The sequence below is a fragment of the Beijerinckia mobilis genome, assembly GCF_000745425.1.
Taxonomy (GTDB): Bacteria; Pseudomonadota; Alphaproteobacteria; order Rhizobiales; family Beijerinckiaceae; genus Beijerinckia; species Beijerinckia mobilis.
In genome coordinates, this window is record NZ_JQJH01000003.1 from 290,374 (window position 1) to 306,183 (window position 15,810).

At 58.2% G+C, this 15,810-nt stretch carries 8 protein-coding genes and 2 tRNA genes; 5 read left to right on the forward strand and 5 right to left on the reverse strand.

Going from position 1 to position 15,810, the window contains the following annotated elements; genetic code table 11:
• Positions 1 to 49 precede the first annotated feature (49 nt).
• Genes DL88_RS05300 through DL88_RS05310 form a run of 3 tightly spaced genes read left to right on the forward strand, consistent with a single transcriptional unit; the run spans position 50 to position 5,515 of the window.
• Positions 50 to 811, forward strand: a complete 762-nt coding sequence (locus DL88_RS05300) for an ImuA family protein (RefSeq protein ID WP_034992873.1) — start codon at positions 50 to 52, stop codon at positions 809 to 811.
• Positions 726 to 2,249, forward strand: coding sequence for a Y-family DNA polymerase (locus DL88_RS05305; RefSeq protein ID WP_034992875.1), 1,524 nt, complete (start codon positions 726 to 728; stop codon positions 2,247 to 2,249). Before DL88_RS05300 ends, DL88_RS05305 begins: the two co-directional genes overlap by 86 nt.
• Positions 2,246 to 5,515, forward strand: a complete 3,270-nt coding sequence (locus tag DL88_RS05310; RefSeq protein WP_034992878.1) for an error-prone DNA polymerase — start codon at positions 2,246 to 2,248, stop codon at positions 5,513 to 5,515. Before DL88_RS05305 ends, DL88_RS05310 begins: the two co-directional genes overlap by 4 nt.
• A 420-nt stretch (positions 5,516 to 5,935) precedes the next feature.
• Here DL88_RS05310 and DL88_RS05315 read toward each other — a convergent pair whose 3' ends face one another.
• Entirely contained in the window at positions 5,936 to 6,784 is an 849-nt protein-coding gene (locus DL88_RS05315; protein ID WP_051955617.1) for a hypothetical protein, read from the reverse strand.
• Between the two features lie 191 nt (positions 6,785 to 6,975).
• On the opposite strand from DL88_RS05315, the gene DL88_RS20150 reads away from it, so the two are divergent.
• The gene (locus DL88_RS20150) at positions 6,976 to 7,167 is read left to right on the forward strand and encodes a hypothetical protein (protein ID WP_156970946.1); all 192 of its coding nucleotides are present in this window, start codon (positions 6,976 to 6,978) and stop codon (positions 7,165 to 7,167) included.
• Positions 7,168 to 7,953: 786 nt separating this feature from the next.
• On the opposite strand, the gene DL88_RS05330 is transcribed toward DL88_RS20150, so the two are convergent.
• Together DL88_RS05330 and DL88_RS05335 are read right to left on the reverse strand one after the other, a co-directional pair.
• Positions 7,954 to 8,029: transfer RNA gene (locus tag DL88_RS05330), tRNA-Thr, on the reverse strand.
• A gap of 243 nt (positions 8,030 to 8,272) precedes the next feature.
• Positions 8,273 to 9,283 carry a complex I NDUFA9 subunit family protein gene (locus DL88_RS05335; RefSeq protein ID WP_034992883.1) on the reverse strand — a complete coding sequence of 337 codons (1,011 nt, stop codon included), beginning with the start codon at positions 9,281 to 9,283 and terminating at the stop codon, positions 8,273 to 8,275.
• A 274-nt stretch (positions 9,284 to 9,557) separates the two neighbouring features.
• Here DL88_RS05335 and DL88_RS05340 point away from each other — a divergent pair.
• Positions 9,558 to 9,642, forward strand: a tRNA-Leu gene (locus tag DL88_RS05340).
• A 370-nt stretch (positions 9,643 to 10,012) separates the two neighbouring features.
• Here the strand turns inward: DL88_RS05340 and DL88_RS05345 are convergent.
• Positions 10,013 to 12,328 carry an arylsulfatase gene (locus DL88_RS05345; protein WP_156970955.1) on the reverse strand — a complete coding sequence of 772 codons (2,316 nt, stop codon included), beginning with the start codon at positions 12,326 to 12,328 and terminating at the stop codon, positions 10,013 to 10,015.
• A 414-nt stretch (positions 12,329 to 12,742) separates the two neighbouring features.
• Complete coding sequence (locus DL88_RS05350) at positions 12,743 to 15,385, reverse strand: M1 family metallopeptidase (RefSeq protein WP_034992885.1); 2,643 nt, start codon at positions 15,383 to 15,385, stop codon at positions 12,743 to 12,745.
• Between the last annotated feature and the right edge of the window lie 425 nt (positions 15,386 to 15,810).

The window sequence follows — 15,810 nt, forward strand, 5'->3', positions numbered from 1 at the left end:
ATAGCAATAGGGAATCTCCAGCAGAGCTCTGAGGAGCTGCCGTTTTGTCATGTCTGATCTCACCGACAGGGCCGTCATTGCCGAACTCCAGCAGCATATTGAGCGTATCGAGGGGCCGCGAGGCCGTGCCCGGATCGTTCTGCCTTTTGGCATCAGTGAGATCGACAGGCGGTTGCCGGGCGGCGGGCTGGCGCTTGGCGCGTTGCATGAAGTCGCCGGAGGCGGCAATGGTGCCGTGGACGGGGCGGCGGCGGGGTTATTCACCGCCGGTATCGCCGCACGGACGCGGGGCAAGGTGCTCTGGTGCGTCACGCGGCCGGACCTGTTCGCTCCAGCGCTCTCGCAGGCCGGACTGCAATCGGACCGCGTCATCTACCTTGATGGCGGCGATGAGAAGACCATCCTTGTCTGTTTTGAAGAGGGGCTGCGCCATGGCGGCCTCGGTGCTGTGGTTGCAGAAGTTGCTCGCCTGCCTATGACCGCTTCGCGGCGGCTTCAGCTTGCCGCCGAGGGATCGGGCACGATCGGCATTGCGCTGCGCCGTTGGCGCCGACAGACTGAGGCCTCCGATTTCGGTCAGCCGACGGCCGCCACCACGCGCTGGCGGGTCTCGGTCTTGCCATCGACGCCGCTCCCCGTTCCCGGTGTCGGCCGGCCGCGCTGGCTGGTTGAACTGATCCGTTGTCGTGCTGGCGAGAGCGCGGATTTCGAATTGGAGGCATGCGATGACACGGGTCATCTCCATCTTCCTCCCGACCTTGTCCACGGACCGGGTCAGGCGGAGGGCGGGCGACGCAGCGCCTCCGCCTGAGACACCGTTCATATTGGTCGGCCGGGATGGAAGACGGCGGATTGTGCTGGCGGCGGATGCTGCCGCCCAGGCCGCCGGCCTGCGTGTCGGCATGACCGTGACCAAAGCTCTGGCGCTGGTGCGGGATCTTGTGATCGAGGACGCCGATCCGGCTGCTGATGCCGCAGCATTGGAGCGGCTTGCTGTCTGGATGCTGCAGCATTTCGCCCCGATCGTCGCCGCCGATCCGCCTGACGGGATCGTTATCGATTCCACTGGCGCCGATCATCTGCATGGTGGTGAGGCCGCGATGCTCGCGACCATAGTCGCAAAACTCGGTGGCGTCGGCCTGCGCGCCCGCACGGCTATCGCCGACACCTGGAGTGTGGCCCATGCTCTTGCGCGTTTCGATGCCCGGCCAAGCTATGTTTCCAGGCCGGGGCACGCCGCGACCGACATCGCGCCTTTGCCGATCGCGGCACTCCGGCTCGTGCCGGAAGGAGTGGACTCGCTCTGCGTTCTCGGCTTCACGCGCGTCGGTGACCTGCTGGCGCAGCCGCGTGCGCCTCTGGCGCTGCGCTTTGGACCCGAGCTCGGTCGGCGTCTCGACCAAGCCATTGGCCAGATCGCGGAACCGATCGAACCGATCCGGCCCAGGGAATTGATCGAGGTCCGTCGCACCTTCGCCGAGCCGATCGGCGCGCCGGAGACCATCGCGCGCTCTATCGGCAGGCTCGTGGGTCAGCTCTGTGATGCCCTTGAGCAGAAGGGTCTCGGCGCGCGGCGGCTCGATCTCATCTGCCATCGAGTTGATAACCGGGTACAGGCCGTGCGGGCCGGGACGGGCCTGCCGTTGCGCGATGTGAAGCGCATGACGAGGCTGCTCTGCGACAAGATCGAGACCATCGATCCAGGCTTTGGCATTGAAGTGATGACCCTCACCGCGACAATGGCTGAGCCTCTGATGCCGAAACAGGCAGTGTCGACTCTGGTCGAGGAAGCAGTGCCCGATATTTCTGACCTGATCGATCTGCTTGCCAATCGCGTCGGCGAGCAAAAGCTCTATCGTGTCATGCCGGTGGCGAGCGACGTGCCCGAACGGTCGGTCCGCCACATCCCGGCCCTGGCACCAGAGACCGGAGCGGATTGGCCGGGCCGCTGGCCGCGGCCTCCTCGGCTGCTTGCCCGGGCCGAACCGATCGATACGGTTGCACTGCTTCCCGACCATCCCCCCGTCTCCTTCGTCTGGCGTGGCGTGCGCCGGCGGGTGAAGCGTGCCGATGGTCCCGAGCGCATCTTCGGCGAATGGTGGAAGTGTGATCCCGAGCTGGCCGCCGTGCGTGACTATTTCCGCATCGAGGACGATGCTGGCGAGCGATATTGGGTGTTCCGCGCTGGTGATGGCGAGGATCCGCTGACCGGCTCGCAGCGCTGGTTTCTGCATGGGATCTTCGGATGAGCGGGCTGCGCTATGCCGAGCTGCAGGTGACCTCGCATTTTAGCTTTCTGCGGGGGGCATCGTCTTGTGAGGAACTGTTCGCGACGGCGGCCACGATGCAAATCGAGGCTCTTGCCATCGTGGACCGCAACTCGCTGGCCGGCATCGTGCGCGCTCATGAAGCGGCCAGGACGACGGGAGTCCGGCTGGTGGTCGGCTGCCGCCTCGATCTCAGCGACGGCACCTCGGTTCTGGTCTATCCGGTTGATCGACCGGCCTATGCGCGGCTTTGCCGTCTGCTCTCCCTCGGCAAGAGACGCGCGGGCAAGGGCAGGTGCGACCTCGCCTGGGCGGATCTTGCCGCTTATGGCGAGGGCCTGATCGCTGTCCTCGTGCCGGATATGGCCGACGAGGATTGCGCGTTGCGGCTGCGACGCCTGCGTGAGACTTTCAATGACCGCGCCCATTTGGCGTTGACGTTGCGGCGCCGGCCGAACGACCAGCTCCGGCTCCATGAACTGTCCAATCTCGCCGCGCATATGCGCGTGCCGACCATCGTCACCAACGACGTTCTCTTCCATGAGCCCGGCCGGCGCATCCTACAGGATGTCGTGACCTGTATCCGCCATAATGTCACGATCGACGCGCTGGGGGACCGGCGTGAGCGTCATGCGGATCGGTATCTGAAGCCGCCCGATGAAATGTATCGGCTGTTTGCGCGCTATCCCGAGGCGTTGGCGCGTACGGTCGCGATTGTCGAACGATGCCGTTTCTCACTCGACGAACTGGTCTATCAATATCCGGAAGAGCGTTCCGATCCAACGCTGACACCGCAGGAGACATTGGAGAAACTGACCTGGGAGGGCGTGGCTTGGCGTTACCCGGAAGGTCACCCAGAGGAAGTTGACGAGACGCTCCGGCACGAACTGCGGCTGATCGGGAAGCTGAATTACGCACCGTATTTTCTGACGGTCCAGTCGATCGTCCGCTTCGCGCGGTCGCAAGACATTCTCTGCCAGGGCCGCGGCAGTGCCGCGAATTCTGCTGTCTGTTACGTACTCGGCATCACTTCGATCGACCCGGCAAGAAATGACCTGTTGTTCGAGCGCTTCATATCCGAGGAGCGCCGCGAACCACCTGACATTGATGTCGATTTCGAACATGAGCGGCGCGAGATCGTGATGCAATGGATCTTCGAACATTATGGCCGCGATCGTGCAGCTCTGTGTGCGACGGTGATCCGCTATCGCAGCAAGGGCGCGCTGCGGGATGTCGGCAAGACCCTGGGCCTGCCGGAAGATCTCATCAGGACGCTCGCCACCGAGACCCGGGGCCGTTCAAGAGAGGGGTTTGCGGAAGGTCTCACGGATGCGCAGATCGAGGCTCTGAATCTCAATTCAAAGGATCGCCGTTTGCGGCTCGCGCTCGATCTCGCCAGCCAGCTCATCGGTGCTCCGCGTCACCTGAGCCAGCATCCGGGCGGTTTCGTCCTGACCCATGACAGGCTTGACGATCTCGTTCCCATAGAGCCGGCCGCGATGCAGGACAGGCAGGTCATCGAATGGGACAAGGACGATATCGACGTAGTCCGCTGGATGAAGGTTGATGTTCTCGCGCTCGGCATGCTCAGCTGTATGAAACGCGGCCTCGATCTGCTTGCCAATCACAAAGGTATTAGGCTCGATCTTGCGACTATACCGGCTGAGGATCCGCGCACCTATGCGATGATCCGCAAGGCGGATACGCTCGGCACTTTCCAGATCGAGAGTCGGGCGCAGATGTCGATGCTCCCGCGGCTCAAGCCCAGAACCTATTATGATCTCGTCATCCAGGTCGCGATCGTCCGGCCGGGCCCGATTCAGGGAGATATGGTCCACCCCTATCTGCGGCGGCGCGAAGGGCTGGAGCCGGTTCACTATCCAAAACCCGAGCTTGAGAAAGTGCTCGGCAAAACCTTGGGCGTGCCGCTTTTCCAGGAACAGGCCATGCGCGTCGCGATCGAAGGCGCGGGCTTTACGCCGGGGGAAGCCGACAGGCTGCGCAAGTCAATGGCGACCTTCAAACATACAGGCGGTGTTTCCGCCTTCAGGGAAAAGCTGATCGCCGGTATGCTCGCCAATGGTTACGAGCGTGATTTTGCCGAACAGACCGTCAGACAGCTTGAAGGATTCGGCTCTTATGGATTTCCGGAAAGCCATGCAGCATCTTTCGCGCTGCTGGCCTATGCCTCGGCCTGGATAAAGTGCTGGCATCCGGATGTCTTCTGCGCGGCGCTGTTGAATTCGCAGCCCATGGGCTTCTATGCGCCTGCCCAGATCGTGCGGGATGCGGAAGCCCATGGTGTCGAGGTCCGGCCGGTTTGTGTCAATGCCAGCCGTTGGGATTGTACGCTCGAGCCGCGCGATGCCGAGAATGATCGTTTTGCCGTGCGTCTTGGTCTCAGGATGGTGAAGGGGCTCGGCAATGCCGAGGCCGCGCGGCTCGTCATCAGCCGTGCAGACCGAGTCTTTCTCTCAGTGGCGGATCTCTGGCACCGGGCTGGCATAGCCTCGGCCGCGCTCGTGAAGCTTGCCGAGGCCGACGCCTTCAGACCGGCGCTTGGCCTCGCGCGGCGGCAAGCCTTGTGGGCGATCAAGGCATTGCGGGACGAGCCGCTTCCTCTTTTCGCCGCAGCGGCGAGAGCGCAGGAGCCTATCGCGGAACAGAACGAACCCTACGTGGCTCTAAAGCCAATGCTGGCAAGCAGCGAAGTCGTCGAGGACTACAATCATATCGGCCTGACATTGCGCCAGCACCCGGTCTCCTTTCTCCGGCCGGGTCTGCAGCGTCGAGGAATCCTTTCCTGCGCTGATGCTGTTACATCCCGCGACCGTCGCTGGGTCAAAGTGGCGGGTCTCGTGCTGGTGCGTCAACGGCCGGGCAGCGCGAAGGGCGTGATGTTCATCACGCTGGAAGACGAGACAGCCATTGCCAATCTCGTGGTCTGGACCAAAGTCTTTGAGACCTACCGCCGCATCGTGATCGGTGCCGGAATGATCAGTGTGTATGGACGCATTCAACGGGAAGGCGAGGTCGTGCATATCGTCGCCCATAGCCTTGTCGATCTGTCGGTAGAGCTCGCCGGAGTCGGCACCTGTGAAGACAATCCGCATTCACATGAACATCGCGACAAGGTCCATCATGCTGTGCCGGTACCTGATCCGGTGGGAGTTTCAAAGGTTATGACACTGACCCAACCCCATGGACCAAAAGACGGGATCAAGGTGAAGCCACGGGATTTTCGTTGACACACAGAGCAATGAGGTGACGCTTGAAATTTGGACAGGGCGTCTCGCTCATTCCATCCACTCCTCTGGGCGGGATGACGACGATAGACAGAGCTATGGCGCGGAATTCAAGGCCAAAGTCGCGAAGGACGCGAGGCGTGACGACCTGAAGCTGGAGGAATTGGCAACCAGGTGAGACTACCTTACCGCTCCCGATCACATCAAAACGCTGCTGTCAATTTGCAAGAATTCCTGTCTCCAATACAGTCAATCCGGCAAATACGAGTACCTGCCGGATCAAAAATTCTTCAATCAGTCAATTGATTGTGAATAGTTCGCGGATGGTGTACATCCCTCCATTCTTACAAAAGACGATGGATTGGCATCAAGGAAGCTGCCGCCGAAGCTGCTCTCCTTCCATTGAGCCTAGCCGCAATGGTCTCAGGCAGCGATTGCAGAAGGCAGGAAGCTGCTGGATGTGGCCATCGGCTCTTGGAGCTCCTGCTGCGGCTGCAACGAGGTCTCTTTCGTGTCCACATTATAGGATATGCCCTGGCTTCCGGCAAAAACCCCTTGGGCCTGCGTCACGACGCCATTACCAGAGATCTTATAATTGGATGTGTCGATGATATTATGGGTCTGGCAATCAGAAATGACCTGTTGGATCGGAATGAACCAGAGCCAGTGATAGTCATTGGGATTGAGGGCGACTTTGTGTTCGAACCATATGGCGACATGACCGATCAAGCTGACGTCGCAGCTCCATTTGATATTGTAATCTTGAACGGTAATGATCATTTTGGCTTCGAACAGGCTATGGGCGGCGACATTGAAAGGCTGGTCGACGCTCCAGGTCTTGGATTTGTCATAGCTTGCGCCTTGCGTCGATGACAGCGAGACATCCACTGTCGTCGTGCTCGATATTTCCGCAATCTCCGGCAACCCCGCTTGAATGGTGATGCTTTCCGAAATGGAAATACTTTCTGTCACTGACCAGGTGAAATTGCGCTGAACGGTCTCGGACTGATTATAGGTAAATGTCTGTTCCAGCGACGAATCATTGCGATAAGTTGTTATAACCGACGTGAGCTGTTTCGGTTTTGGCAGGGGAGAACCGGTGTCATAGGAGATCGTTTGGGCGGCCGCGGTCGTTTGATAACCATGATAGGCATTCAGTTCACTATGATCCGAGTAGCGTGTACTGGATGTAAACCGACATTTCCCGCCACCATGCTGGTGGACCATCCAATTGCCCCATGCATCGGTAATTTCCTGAAGACTCCGTGCCATGGCATTTTCTCCATATGTTATCGTGCATGCTTTATGTAGAATGCATGTCTGTCATCAGAATAATTTAGAGATTGTAACACTGGCCGGCGGCGTTCGACCAGGATTTGCCATGAGATTTGACAGTGCAATTATGCCGATCCCGATGGCTCAGGACTTTTCCTGTGCATTTTCGTGCGCTCCAGCATGTCTGTGTGGCTGCATCGGCTTTTTCCGCCATTGAAGCGGTAAAAGACAGACATAAACAGGCAATGGCCATCCCTTTGGCAATGTTCATCCGCAGTTCTGCAGTCGATTTCATAGACATAGACCTTATCGAGAGGAAAATTGACGAATGCCGCGGCATCCTGGAAACCGGGCAGCCAATCGTTATATATAATTATTAAATAAGCAACAGAGATTTGCAGGCTGATGAATAAGCCCAAGGCCTGACGCCAGAAGTGCATCATTTTATTTTGAATGGGAGGATGATCTGCGGGATAAGTGCTGCGTGGGAATCTCACGACGGAATCGGGGTCCGCCCATATCATCAAGCGATATTGAGAGCGCGGGCTAGGTAAATTAACCAGGTGGTATCTTTAAAAACTGACGCGTTAAGAGGTCGATCCGGCTGGTGGTGCAGACCATCGGTATCGCCAGTGTCGAGGCTGCCATCACGCTCGTTGTCGTGGACGACAACAGGATCCTGGATGTGTTTCGACAGGGGAATTGCGTCCGCAGAAGGCCCGAGATATAGCTTGTGAAACAGCCAGTAAAGGCTCGATCAAAGGCATTTGCCAGAAACTTCGTGTATCCGTTGTGGATCAGGCTGCCGCAGCCGCACGATGGAGGTTTTGCTGATCCGGACTTTTTATGACACGAAGAATTTTAGATAAGCCAAAGAAAACGCGACGCCCACGATCTCTATACAAAAAGGCACGGCTACAATACCCGCTGACTTGTGGGACCATAGCAATCCTAGATAGTCGTGGGCTGAAGCACTCAGGAAGATTCCGACAAGAATTATGCTCGCGACGAACATCGCTGTTGCCGTTAGGGCAGTAAGAAACCAAAGAATAACCAGTGCCGCGCTCAGCCCGATTTTCGCAGCGATCGTCGATAATCGGTTCACGGTTGCTTCCTCAACCGGAGGCCTGGGTCTTCCCCTATCCTCGACAAAGCCGTTGGCTTAATGGTGCCGGTTGCAGGAGTCGAACCCGCGACCTACTGATTACAAATCAGTTGCTCTACCAACTGAGCTAAACCGGCAGAAAGCTTTTAATGTCTCAAAAATCCGTTTCCTGCTTAGCGCGGAAACGGCGATTTGTCGCTGGATTCTATCCGTCTGCTAAAGAAAATTCTAGCATCGTCTTTTGGGCTCTTCAATGCCTCGCTCGTGTTCGCGTGTTTGATCCGGCAGTGATCAGAGCCTGAGGGCTGCACCAGGATCGCGGATCAGCACGCTTGTTGAAACAGGCGATCCACACCTGGTGCTATCGATATCGTCAATCTTCAGGTTACGCGAGGCTGATCGCTGAACTGGCCGGCCTTGCGAAACCGATAAAGATAGGTCGGTACGATGGTCTCGAAGGATTCCGGTTCGAGACCGAAGGCCTGCAAGCTCCGTCCTTCGGCCTTGGCTTCTTCCGAGACGATATTGTCGCGGCGCAGCAATTCGACCTGATCGCGTGTCAGGGAGAAGGTCGACGGGAATAAACCAAGGGACAAGGCTTCGGCGATTTCGGTTCCGAACGCCACGAGTTTGGCGAGGGGGAAGGGGATCGGCAGCAGCAATCTCTGCCGTTCTATCGTGGCGAGAATAAATTCCATGATCTCGCGCATGCTGCGGATTTCCGGGCCGCCCAACTCGTAAATGGTGCCCGTCTTGACGTTACCATTCAAAGAGCCAGCGACCGCTTTCGCCACATCTCCCACGAAGACCGGCTGAAGTTTTGTCTTGCCCCCGCCGATGAGGGGCAGGGCCGGGGAGATGCGCGCCATGGCCGCGAATCGATTGAAGAAATCATCCTCGGGGCCAAAGACAACCGACGGACGCAGGATGATGCCTTCGGGCAGGATGTCGCGAATCGCCGCCTCGCCCTCTGCTTTGGTGCGCGCATAGATCGATGACGCCTTCGGATCCGCGCCAATGGCGGAAATATGGACGAATTTCTGGATCCCGGCCGCGCGAACCCCTTCAGCCACGGAGCGAGCGCCGGCAGCCTGAATCGTGGTGAATTTCTGCTTACCAGACGGCTTCATCAGGCCGACGAGATTGACGGCGGCGTCCGAGTCACGCAGGGCCGAGGCAATGGATTCGGGATAGCGCAGATTGGCCTGAACGGCATGGATCTGGCCGACTTGGCCCAACGGCTGCAAGTGAAAGGCGAGATCAGGCCGGCGAGCTGCCACACGGACACGCCATCCATCCCGCGCCAGGGCGCGCACCACGTGGCGCCCAATAAAACCCGAGCCGCCGAAAACCGTGACCAACCGGCCCGTCTTGACCAATGCGTCTGTCATTATCCGTGCCTCTGGAAAAATCCGATCCTAGCCCTTCTACAATATTGATTGTAGGAGCGGGACCCCTTTTTAGAAGCGTTCCGCCCATCTTGATGAAGGGAATGTGATCAAGAGCGCCGCGTCTCAATCCTGCGGCACGGCCTCCTGTAAGAGAGCCTGTGCAGTTTGTCATTACCCTGAAGGAAGGAGAAAGGACGCCGCAGAAATGAATCGGCGCATTTCCCGGCTTTCGCATTGACAAGCCATATGTGCTGCCCGTATCAGAAAGCCGCCTGCCCTGGTGGCGGAATTGGTAGACGCGCTGGTTTCAGGTACCAGTGGGTAACACCGTGGAGGTTCGAGTCCTCTCCAGGGCACCAATGGCGTTCTTGCCATTTATTTTATTGTCATTTTGGGGATTTTTGCCCGTACCTAGAGAAATGGTGCGGGATTGACGCATTGCTCGCCATGGGCTTGTCCAATCCCTCTCGGACGCTCTTTCTGTGCTCAACCACGCTGACGGGATGCGCAACGAGTCTGCCGTCGTCCAAAGCGAAATCATCGTGGGATCGGCTTCCGCGCCGCCGCTTTGGGCCTATCCGGTCTCAGCCTGCTCGATGCGTTGATCACATGGCTGGCGGACGTCATGATGAGCAACCGTCATGACGTCTGCGTGATATCCTTGATTTCAGCGAGATGGTCCGGCGCAACCATTAAAGAGACAGACCTCTGTCCCTGATGGTTAGGCAATTACTTCTTCAGATCGACCACGACCTCTTCGAGTTTTCCCTGAAAGTCGAAGGGTGCATTGTAGTCATAAGTCACTGGAGTGCCGGTATCGGTTCCAATGTCCTGATTCTCCGACAGCGAGTATTTGAACGGCGTCGTCCGTTCGATCCGGCCGCTGCCGACCTGTTTGCCATCGGCGAACAAGGTGATAGTGCCGGACTTGCCGGTGTCGTTGCCACCATCATAGGAGAAATCCATCTTCACCTCGTGCTCGCCTGCTGCCACTGGCATGCTGCTCGATACCGAATAGCGGGCGACATCGATGAAATTGTGTACGGCATTGAGCTTGCCATCCTTCAGATAGAAGGCCCAGCCGCCAGTATTGCCGCCCTGGGTGAAGATCATACCGCTGGCTTTGTCCTTGATATTCACCTTTGCCGTAATGCTGAAAGACTTGTTCTTGAGGTCGGGTGCGGATGATTCCGGCAGGCCGGCAAGTACACCCTCATAGGTGAAATGTGTCCGGTTCCCCGCGAGATTAGGCTTGCCGGTCAGTTCGGCGCTGAACCGTTCCGCGCCACGCCAGTCGAGAGGAAGAGCCTTGTTGATCGAAGCCTGCGCCCACCAAAGCGCCTTGAGTTCATCAAGCTTTTCCGGACGTTTGCCGGCCAGATCGTCGGCCTGCGTGAAATCTTTCTCCAGATTGTAGAGTTCCCACTTGGCCTTGAAGGGATCAAATGCGCCGCGCTCGGGTTGCCAGGGCTCGAATGCCAGGGATGCAGCCCACCAGCCGTCCTTGTAGATGCCGCGATTAGCGAACATCTCGAAATATTGGCTGGTGCGGATCTCCTTGGCATTGGCATCCACCAGGGTCGGAAGCAGGCTCTTGCCCTGCATGGGGGTCTGTGCGGTTCCATTCACGCTGCGCGGTTCGGCGATGCCGGCTGCGTCGAGGATGGTGGGCGCGATGTCAATGACATGACTGAACTGTGTCCGCAATTCACCACCCTTTTTGTAGCGTGCGGGCCATTTCACGATCATTGCATTGCGGGTACCGCCCAAATGGCTTGCGACCTGTTTCGTCCACTGGAACGGTGTATCCATTGCCCATGCCCAACCGGCCGGGAAATGGTTGAAATGCATATCTGTACCGATCTCGTCGATGTGGTCGAGCATTTGATCGGCTGTCATCAGATAGGCATTGAAGAAGGCGTTTTCATTCAGCGTGCCGTCAAATCCTCCTTCAGCCGAGGCGCCGTTGTCACCTACAATGTAGAGGATCATTGTATTGTCGGCATCCGGCATCGTCGCCACATAATCGAGGACGCGTCCGACCTCATGATCCACCTGTTTGCCGTAGGCGGCGAAGACTTCCATCATCCGGCTGTAGAGTTTCTTCTTCTTTTCGTCGAGGCTGTCCCAGGCAGGCAGGCTTTTGGGCCTTGGGGTCAGGACCGCGTCCTGCGGGATGATGCCGAGATCCTTCTGTCGCTGGAATGTTTGCTTGCGGTATTCATCCCAGCCCATATCGAATTTTCCAGCGAAGGCGCCGATCATGGCTTTCGGTGCCTGGTGCGGGGCGTGCGTGGCTGCCGGGGCAAAATAGAGGAACCAAGGCTTGCCCGGCTCGATAGCCTGGATATTCTTCAGCCATTGAAGCGCATGGTCGGCCAGATCGACACTGAGATAATAGCCTTCCTTATGCGGCGTCCCGAGCGGCGTTTGATTCTCGAAGAGGTAGGGCCGCAGCTGATTGGTATCGCCCGCCATGAAACCATAGAAATAGTCGAAGCCGAGGGCGTTGGGCCAATGATCGAATGGGCCGACGGCACTGGTCTCATAGACCGGCGTATTGTGGTTCTTGCCGAACCATGAAGTAATGTAGCCGTTCTGGCGGAGGATTTCCGCAACCGTGGCCGTATCCTTCGGAATGATCCCGGTATAGCCGTCATATCCCGTGGCAAGCTCGGTAATTACCCCCGTTCCGGCAACATTGTGATTGCGACCGGTCAGAAGCGCAGCGCGTGTGGGAGAACATAAAGCCGTGGTGTGAAAGCGGTTATAGAATAGACCCTGGTGAGCCAATGTATCCAACGCAGGCGAAGGCACGCCGCCGCCGGACACGGAAAACTGCCCAAAACCGACATCATCCAGAAGGATGAGCAGGACATTGGGTGCACCTTTAGGGGCTCGTATGGGGGCTGGAAAGGTTGCCGGATCCGAGTCCTTGAATGTCGTACCGACAGCACCGCGGAATTTCTGTTCGGCATAAGGCAGAACGACCTGTCCGTCTTTCGCCGCGAGAGGAGCGTTATCTGTCTGGGCATAAGAGGTCATGGTCTGGGCTATCAGCAAAGACGTCGTGACTGTGGCGAGTATAACGATCCTGCGAGCCATATCTGCGCCTTTCTACTTGAAATCACTTCGAGAGAGAATGTGTTCCGGTTCTGGAACTGCCCTGCGCAATATATCATTCCATCAAAGCGGCGGTGTCTCCGCCGGACATTGAATCGAGGGGAAGACTATCAGCTTCCCGTGGAGTGGGCGAGAGGACCATTCGACGCCCATGCCGATAGTGAAATACACCGAAAGTATAGGATCGCGTATGCCGTCAATCCATTGCAGACATACTCAGCGTCAAAACACTATGAATTGCAGAAATCTTCATCTTGTATTCTTTGGTGGCCATGCCGACGCCAATCCGGCTCGCCATCCCACTGATTCCGCGATGATGGCGAGCGCGCCAGGTGATCAGTTTTCCGTCAGCCAACGATCAATCTGAGGGATCACGTCCCTGCGCAGCCGCGCACGCATGCGGATGGTATCCTCAGCCTTGAGGACGTCGTGCCGGGCTGAGGCGGGAATGTATTTTTCCGCAAATGCGTGGAGCTGATCGGCGCGTGCCGGATCGGCCGAGGGCGAGGCAACATCGCCATAAAGCTGGTAGCGCTGGAGCGAATCGAGCCGGTTCTTAAAGAACGCCCTATGCTCGGTAGCGAAGGCCCAAGTCAGGTCAGGGTCCGCCTGCGCTGCGATATAAAGCATGTACGGCCCGCCGGTGACGGGGATTTCGTCGGTCAGCGTCAGTGCCAGTGCCTGTTTCAGGATCGCCGGGTCGGTCGCGGTCGCGAGTGCGAAATCGAGATGCAGCTTCTGGAGCGAATCGGTGTCGGCCGCCGCCATCTTCCGCAATTGTTCGAACGTCGCATGATCGGCGTTCTGCGCCGTCACCGCGATCACGGCACGCGCTGTGGACCCGCTGGCAGCGGCGGGGTCGGTGAGCATCGCCTCGAATTGACGATGCGCTTCGGCGATCACCGCCTTGTCGCCAAAATGGCCTAGCGTTCGGATCAGCGTGTTCCGTAACATGCCCGCATTGTCCGATTCGCCGGCTTTGTCATCGAAGCCGAGCCCCTCGAACTCGAGATTGAGCAGCCCGCGCGCATAAGCACGGAAGGCATCGCGCTGTGGTCCCGGCGCGTAGATGGCATCGATCGTATGGAGCTTCTGCGCCAGCCGATCCCATACGATGGGATCGGCAGAGACAGGCAGCTTGCGCGTCAGATCGAGGAAATCCGCCGCGCCGCCATCGCCCGAGGTGGCGAGCGCCCAGGTATCGGAAAACAGGCCAAGCTGATCGGCCACCGGCACGTGCGCGAAACCAGCCGCCAGTCTGGTCATCTGACTTTTGGTGTGGCAGGTGCGAAAATAGCCGATTTGCCCAGCATTGACGATCAAAGGAGCGGTGCCGCGAGCGGCCAGAGGCACCGAATTGGTACTGGTCACTGTGATGCGCTGCTCAGCCGCAGGTTGGCCGAGCGGAGCAGTGATCACGGGTACCATCCAGCTGCGCGGCTGTTTGGAGGCAGCATCCAGCCCGAAGCGCCCCTGCGTCAATGACAGTGCCCCGTCTGTCTCGCTTTCCTTGATAAGAGGCACGCCGGCCTGTTGCGTGAAATCCTTGCTAATCTGCACGATCGGCTTTCCGGACGATGCCTGGATTGCCTGGAAAAGCGCGGCCGTGGTGGCGTTGCCATAGGCGTGCGCAGCCAGATAATTGTGAATACCGGTACGGAAATTGTCCGATCCGGCGTAGGCCTCGATCATCCGGATTACGGCAGCGCCCTTTTGGTAGGTAATCACATCCCCGATCCGATTGACCTGGTCGATCGTGTCCGCCTGTTCCACCACCGGGTGGGTGGAGGCAAGCGCGTCCGTGGTCAAGGCATTGTCACGGCTGGCCGTGAATTGTAGCCAGACATGCCATTCGGGATGGATGGTGTCGGTCGCCTTATTTTCCATCCATGAGCCGAAGCCCTCGTTCAACCAAAGGTCATCCCACCAGCTCATCGTGACCAGATCGCCGAACCATTGATGCGCCATCTCATGCGCGACGACCATGTAGACATTCTGCTTGTCCGCATCGGTCGCAGTCTTGGGATTGATGAGCAGATCGCTCTCGAAATAGAAGATCGCGCCCCAATTCTCCATCGCGCCGAAACTGCCCGAGCCCGGGCCGCCGATCAGATCGAGCTTGGGTAGCGGGAAGTTGATCTCGAAATATTGATTGTAAAAGCGCAGGATATGGCCGGCCGCATCGAGCGCGTAGCGTGCCTGATCGGTAGCACCCCGGCGCACGATGACGCCCACGTCCACCCCGTCCACATCCTCGTGGATGCGCTGCATATCGCCGATGCCGAGATACAAAAGATAGGACGACATCTTCGGCGAGGGCTGGAAGGTGACACGCTTCATGCCGCCCACCACCTCCGTTTGCCGTGCGATCGGCATGTTGGAAACGACGAATTGGCCCATGGGCGCCGTCACCGTAATGTCGAAGACCGCCTTCATGTCAGGCTGGTCGAAACAGGGGACAAAGCGGCGCGCGTCCGCCGCCTCGAACTGGGTGGCGAGCATCCGCTTCTTGCCTTGTGGCGTATCGTAGTCGAGCGCGAACAGCCCCTGGCCGCTGGTGTTGATCTTGCCGTGGTAGGCCAGATCCAGCGTATAATGGCCCACTATCAGCGGCTTTGCGAAGGTGAAGGTGGCGGTCTGGAAGGTCGGGTCATAGCGGATCGTGGCCGTGCCGACGCCGACCAGTTCGGCATTATCGATCTGCAGGTCGAACACATTGAGCGTAATGGTTGGTGTTGCCGCGTGAACATCGAGCGTGATGCCAACGGTACCTGAGAAGGTCAACTTCTGTGCGTCTGGAACCACCGCGATATCGTAACGCACGGGCGTGACCGTGCGCGGTAGTTGTGCTTGATGTAACCTAACTTCCCTGGGCTCGGGGGGCGCAGCCTGCGCCATGGCGGGCATTGTAAGCGCGAGAAGGCCGGCGACCGCGGTGGCGACGACAAGCGCAGCGCAGGCCGAGGGGGATTCGAGCATGGAGCAATTTGCTGGCATTCCTCCTCACAGATCAGAGTTATGCACGCGATTTTTTATGTACGTGTCAAAGCGAGCCAAAGCCCTTCGCTGGCACAAGCCTAAAAGGCGATCAGACCGTTTCCAGAGACGCTTTCAAACGCGGGATGGCCGCAATTGGCCGCATTTTCACCAGGCCGTCGTGATCATAATAAGTTTTGCGTGCGTCCGAGGGTGTGCCCGGCGTAGCATGAAATTCTGCGCCCGCATGTCATCGGTCCGTTTGCTGTCTCGTCAGGCCCGTAGAACCCCTGACCAAAGGATTGGATCCTCGGCTTTTTCAGATTTCGTTAACCATTTGGTTTCCAAAGCAAATAAACAGCAAATCATTTTGCTGGCGGATGGTCCATGGGCCGATAAAGCCGAAGCCTTGCACAGACACAGCATGG

What these genes read in the sequence shown, in the direction of transcription:
- DL88_RS05300 (WP_034992873.1), top strand. Translation starts at nt 50, where the DNA reads ATGTCTGATCTCACCGACAGGGCCGTCATTGCCGAACTCCAGCAGCAT.
- DL88_RS05305 (WP_034992875.1), top strand. Translation starts at nt 726, where the DNA reads ATGACACGGGTCATCTCCATCTTCCTCCCGACCTTGTCCACGGACCGG.
- DL88_RS05310 (WP_034992878.1), top strand. Translation starts at nt 2,246, where the DNA reads ATGAGCGGGCTGCGCTATGCCGAGCTGCAGGTGACCTCGCATTTTAGC.
- DL88_RS05315 (WP_051955617.1), bottom strand. Translation starts at nt 6,784, where the DNA reads ATGGCACGGAGTCTTCAGGAAATTACCGATGCATGGGGCAATTGGATG.
- DL88_RS05335 (WP_034992883.1), bottom strand. Translation starts at nt 9,283, where the DNA reads ATGACAGACGCATTGGTCAAGACGGGCCGGTTGGTCACGGTTTTCGGC.
- DL88_RS05345 (WP_156970955.1), bottom strand. Translation starts at nt 12,328, where the DNA reads ATGACCTCTTATGCCCAGACAGATAACGCTCCTCTCGCGGCGAAAGAC.
- DL88_RS05350 (WP_034992885.1), bottom strand. Translation starts at nt 15,385, where the DNA reads ATGCTCGAATCCCCCTCGGCCTGCGCTGCGCTTGTCGTCGCCACCGCG.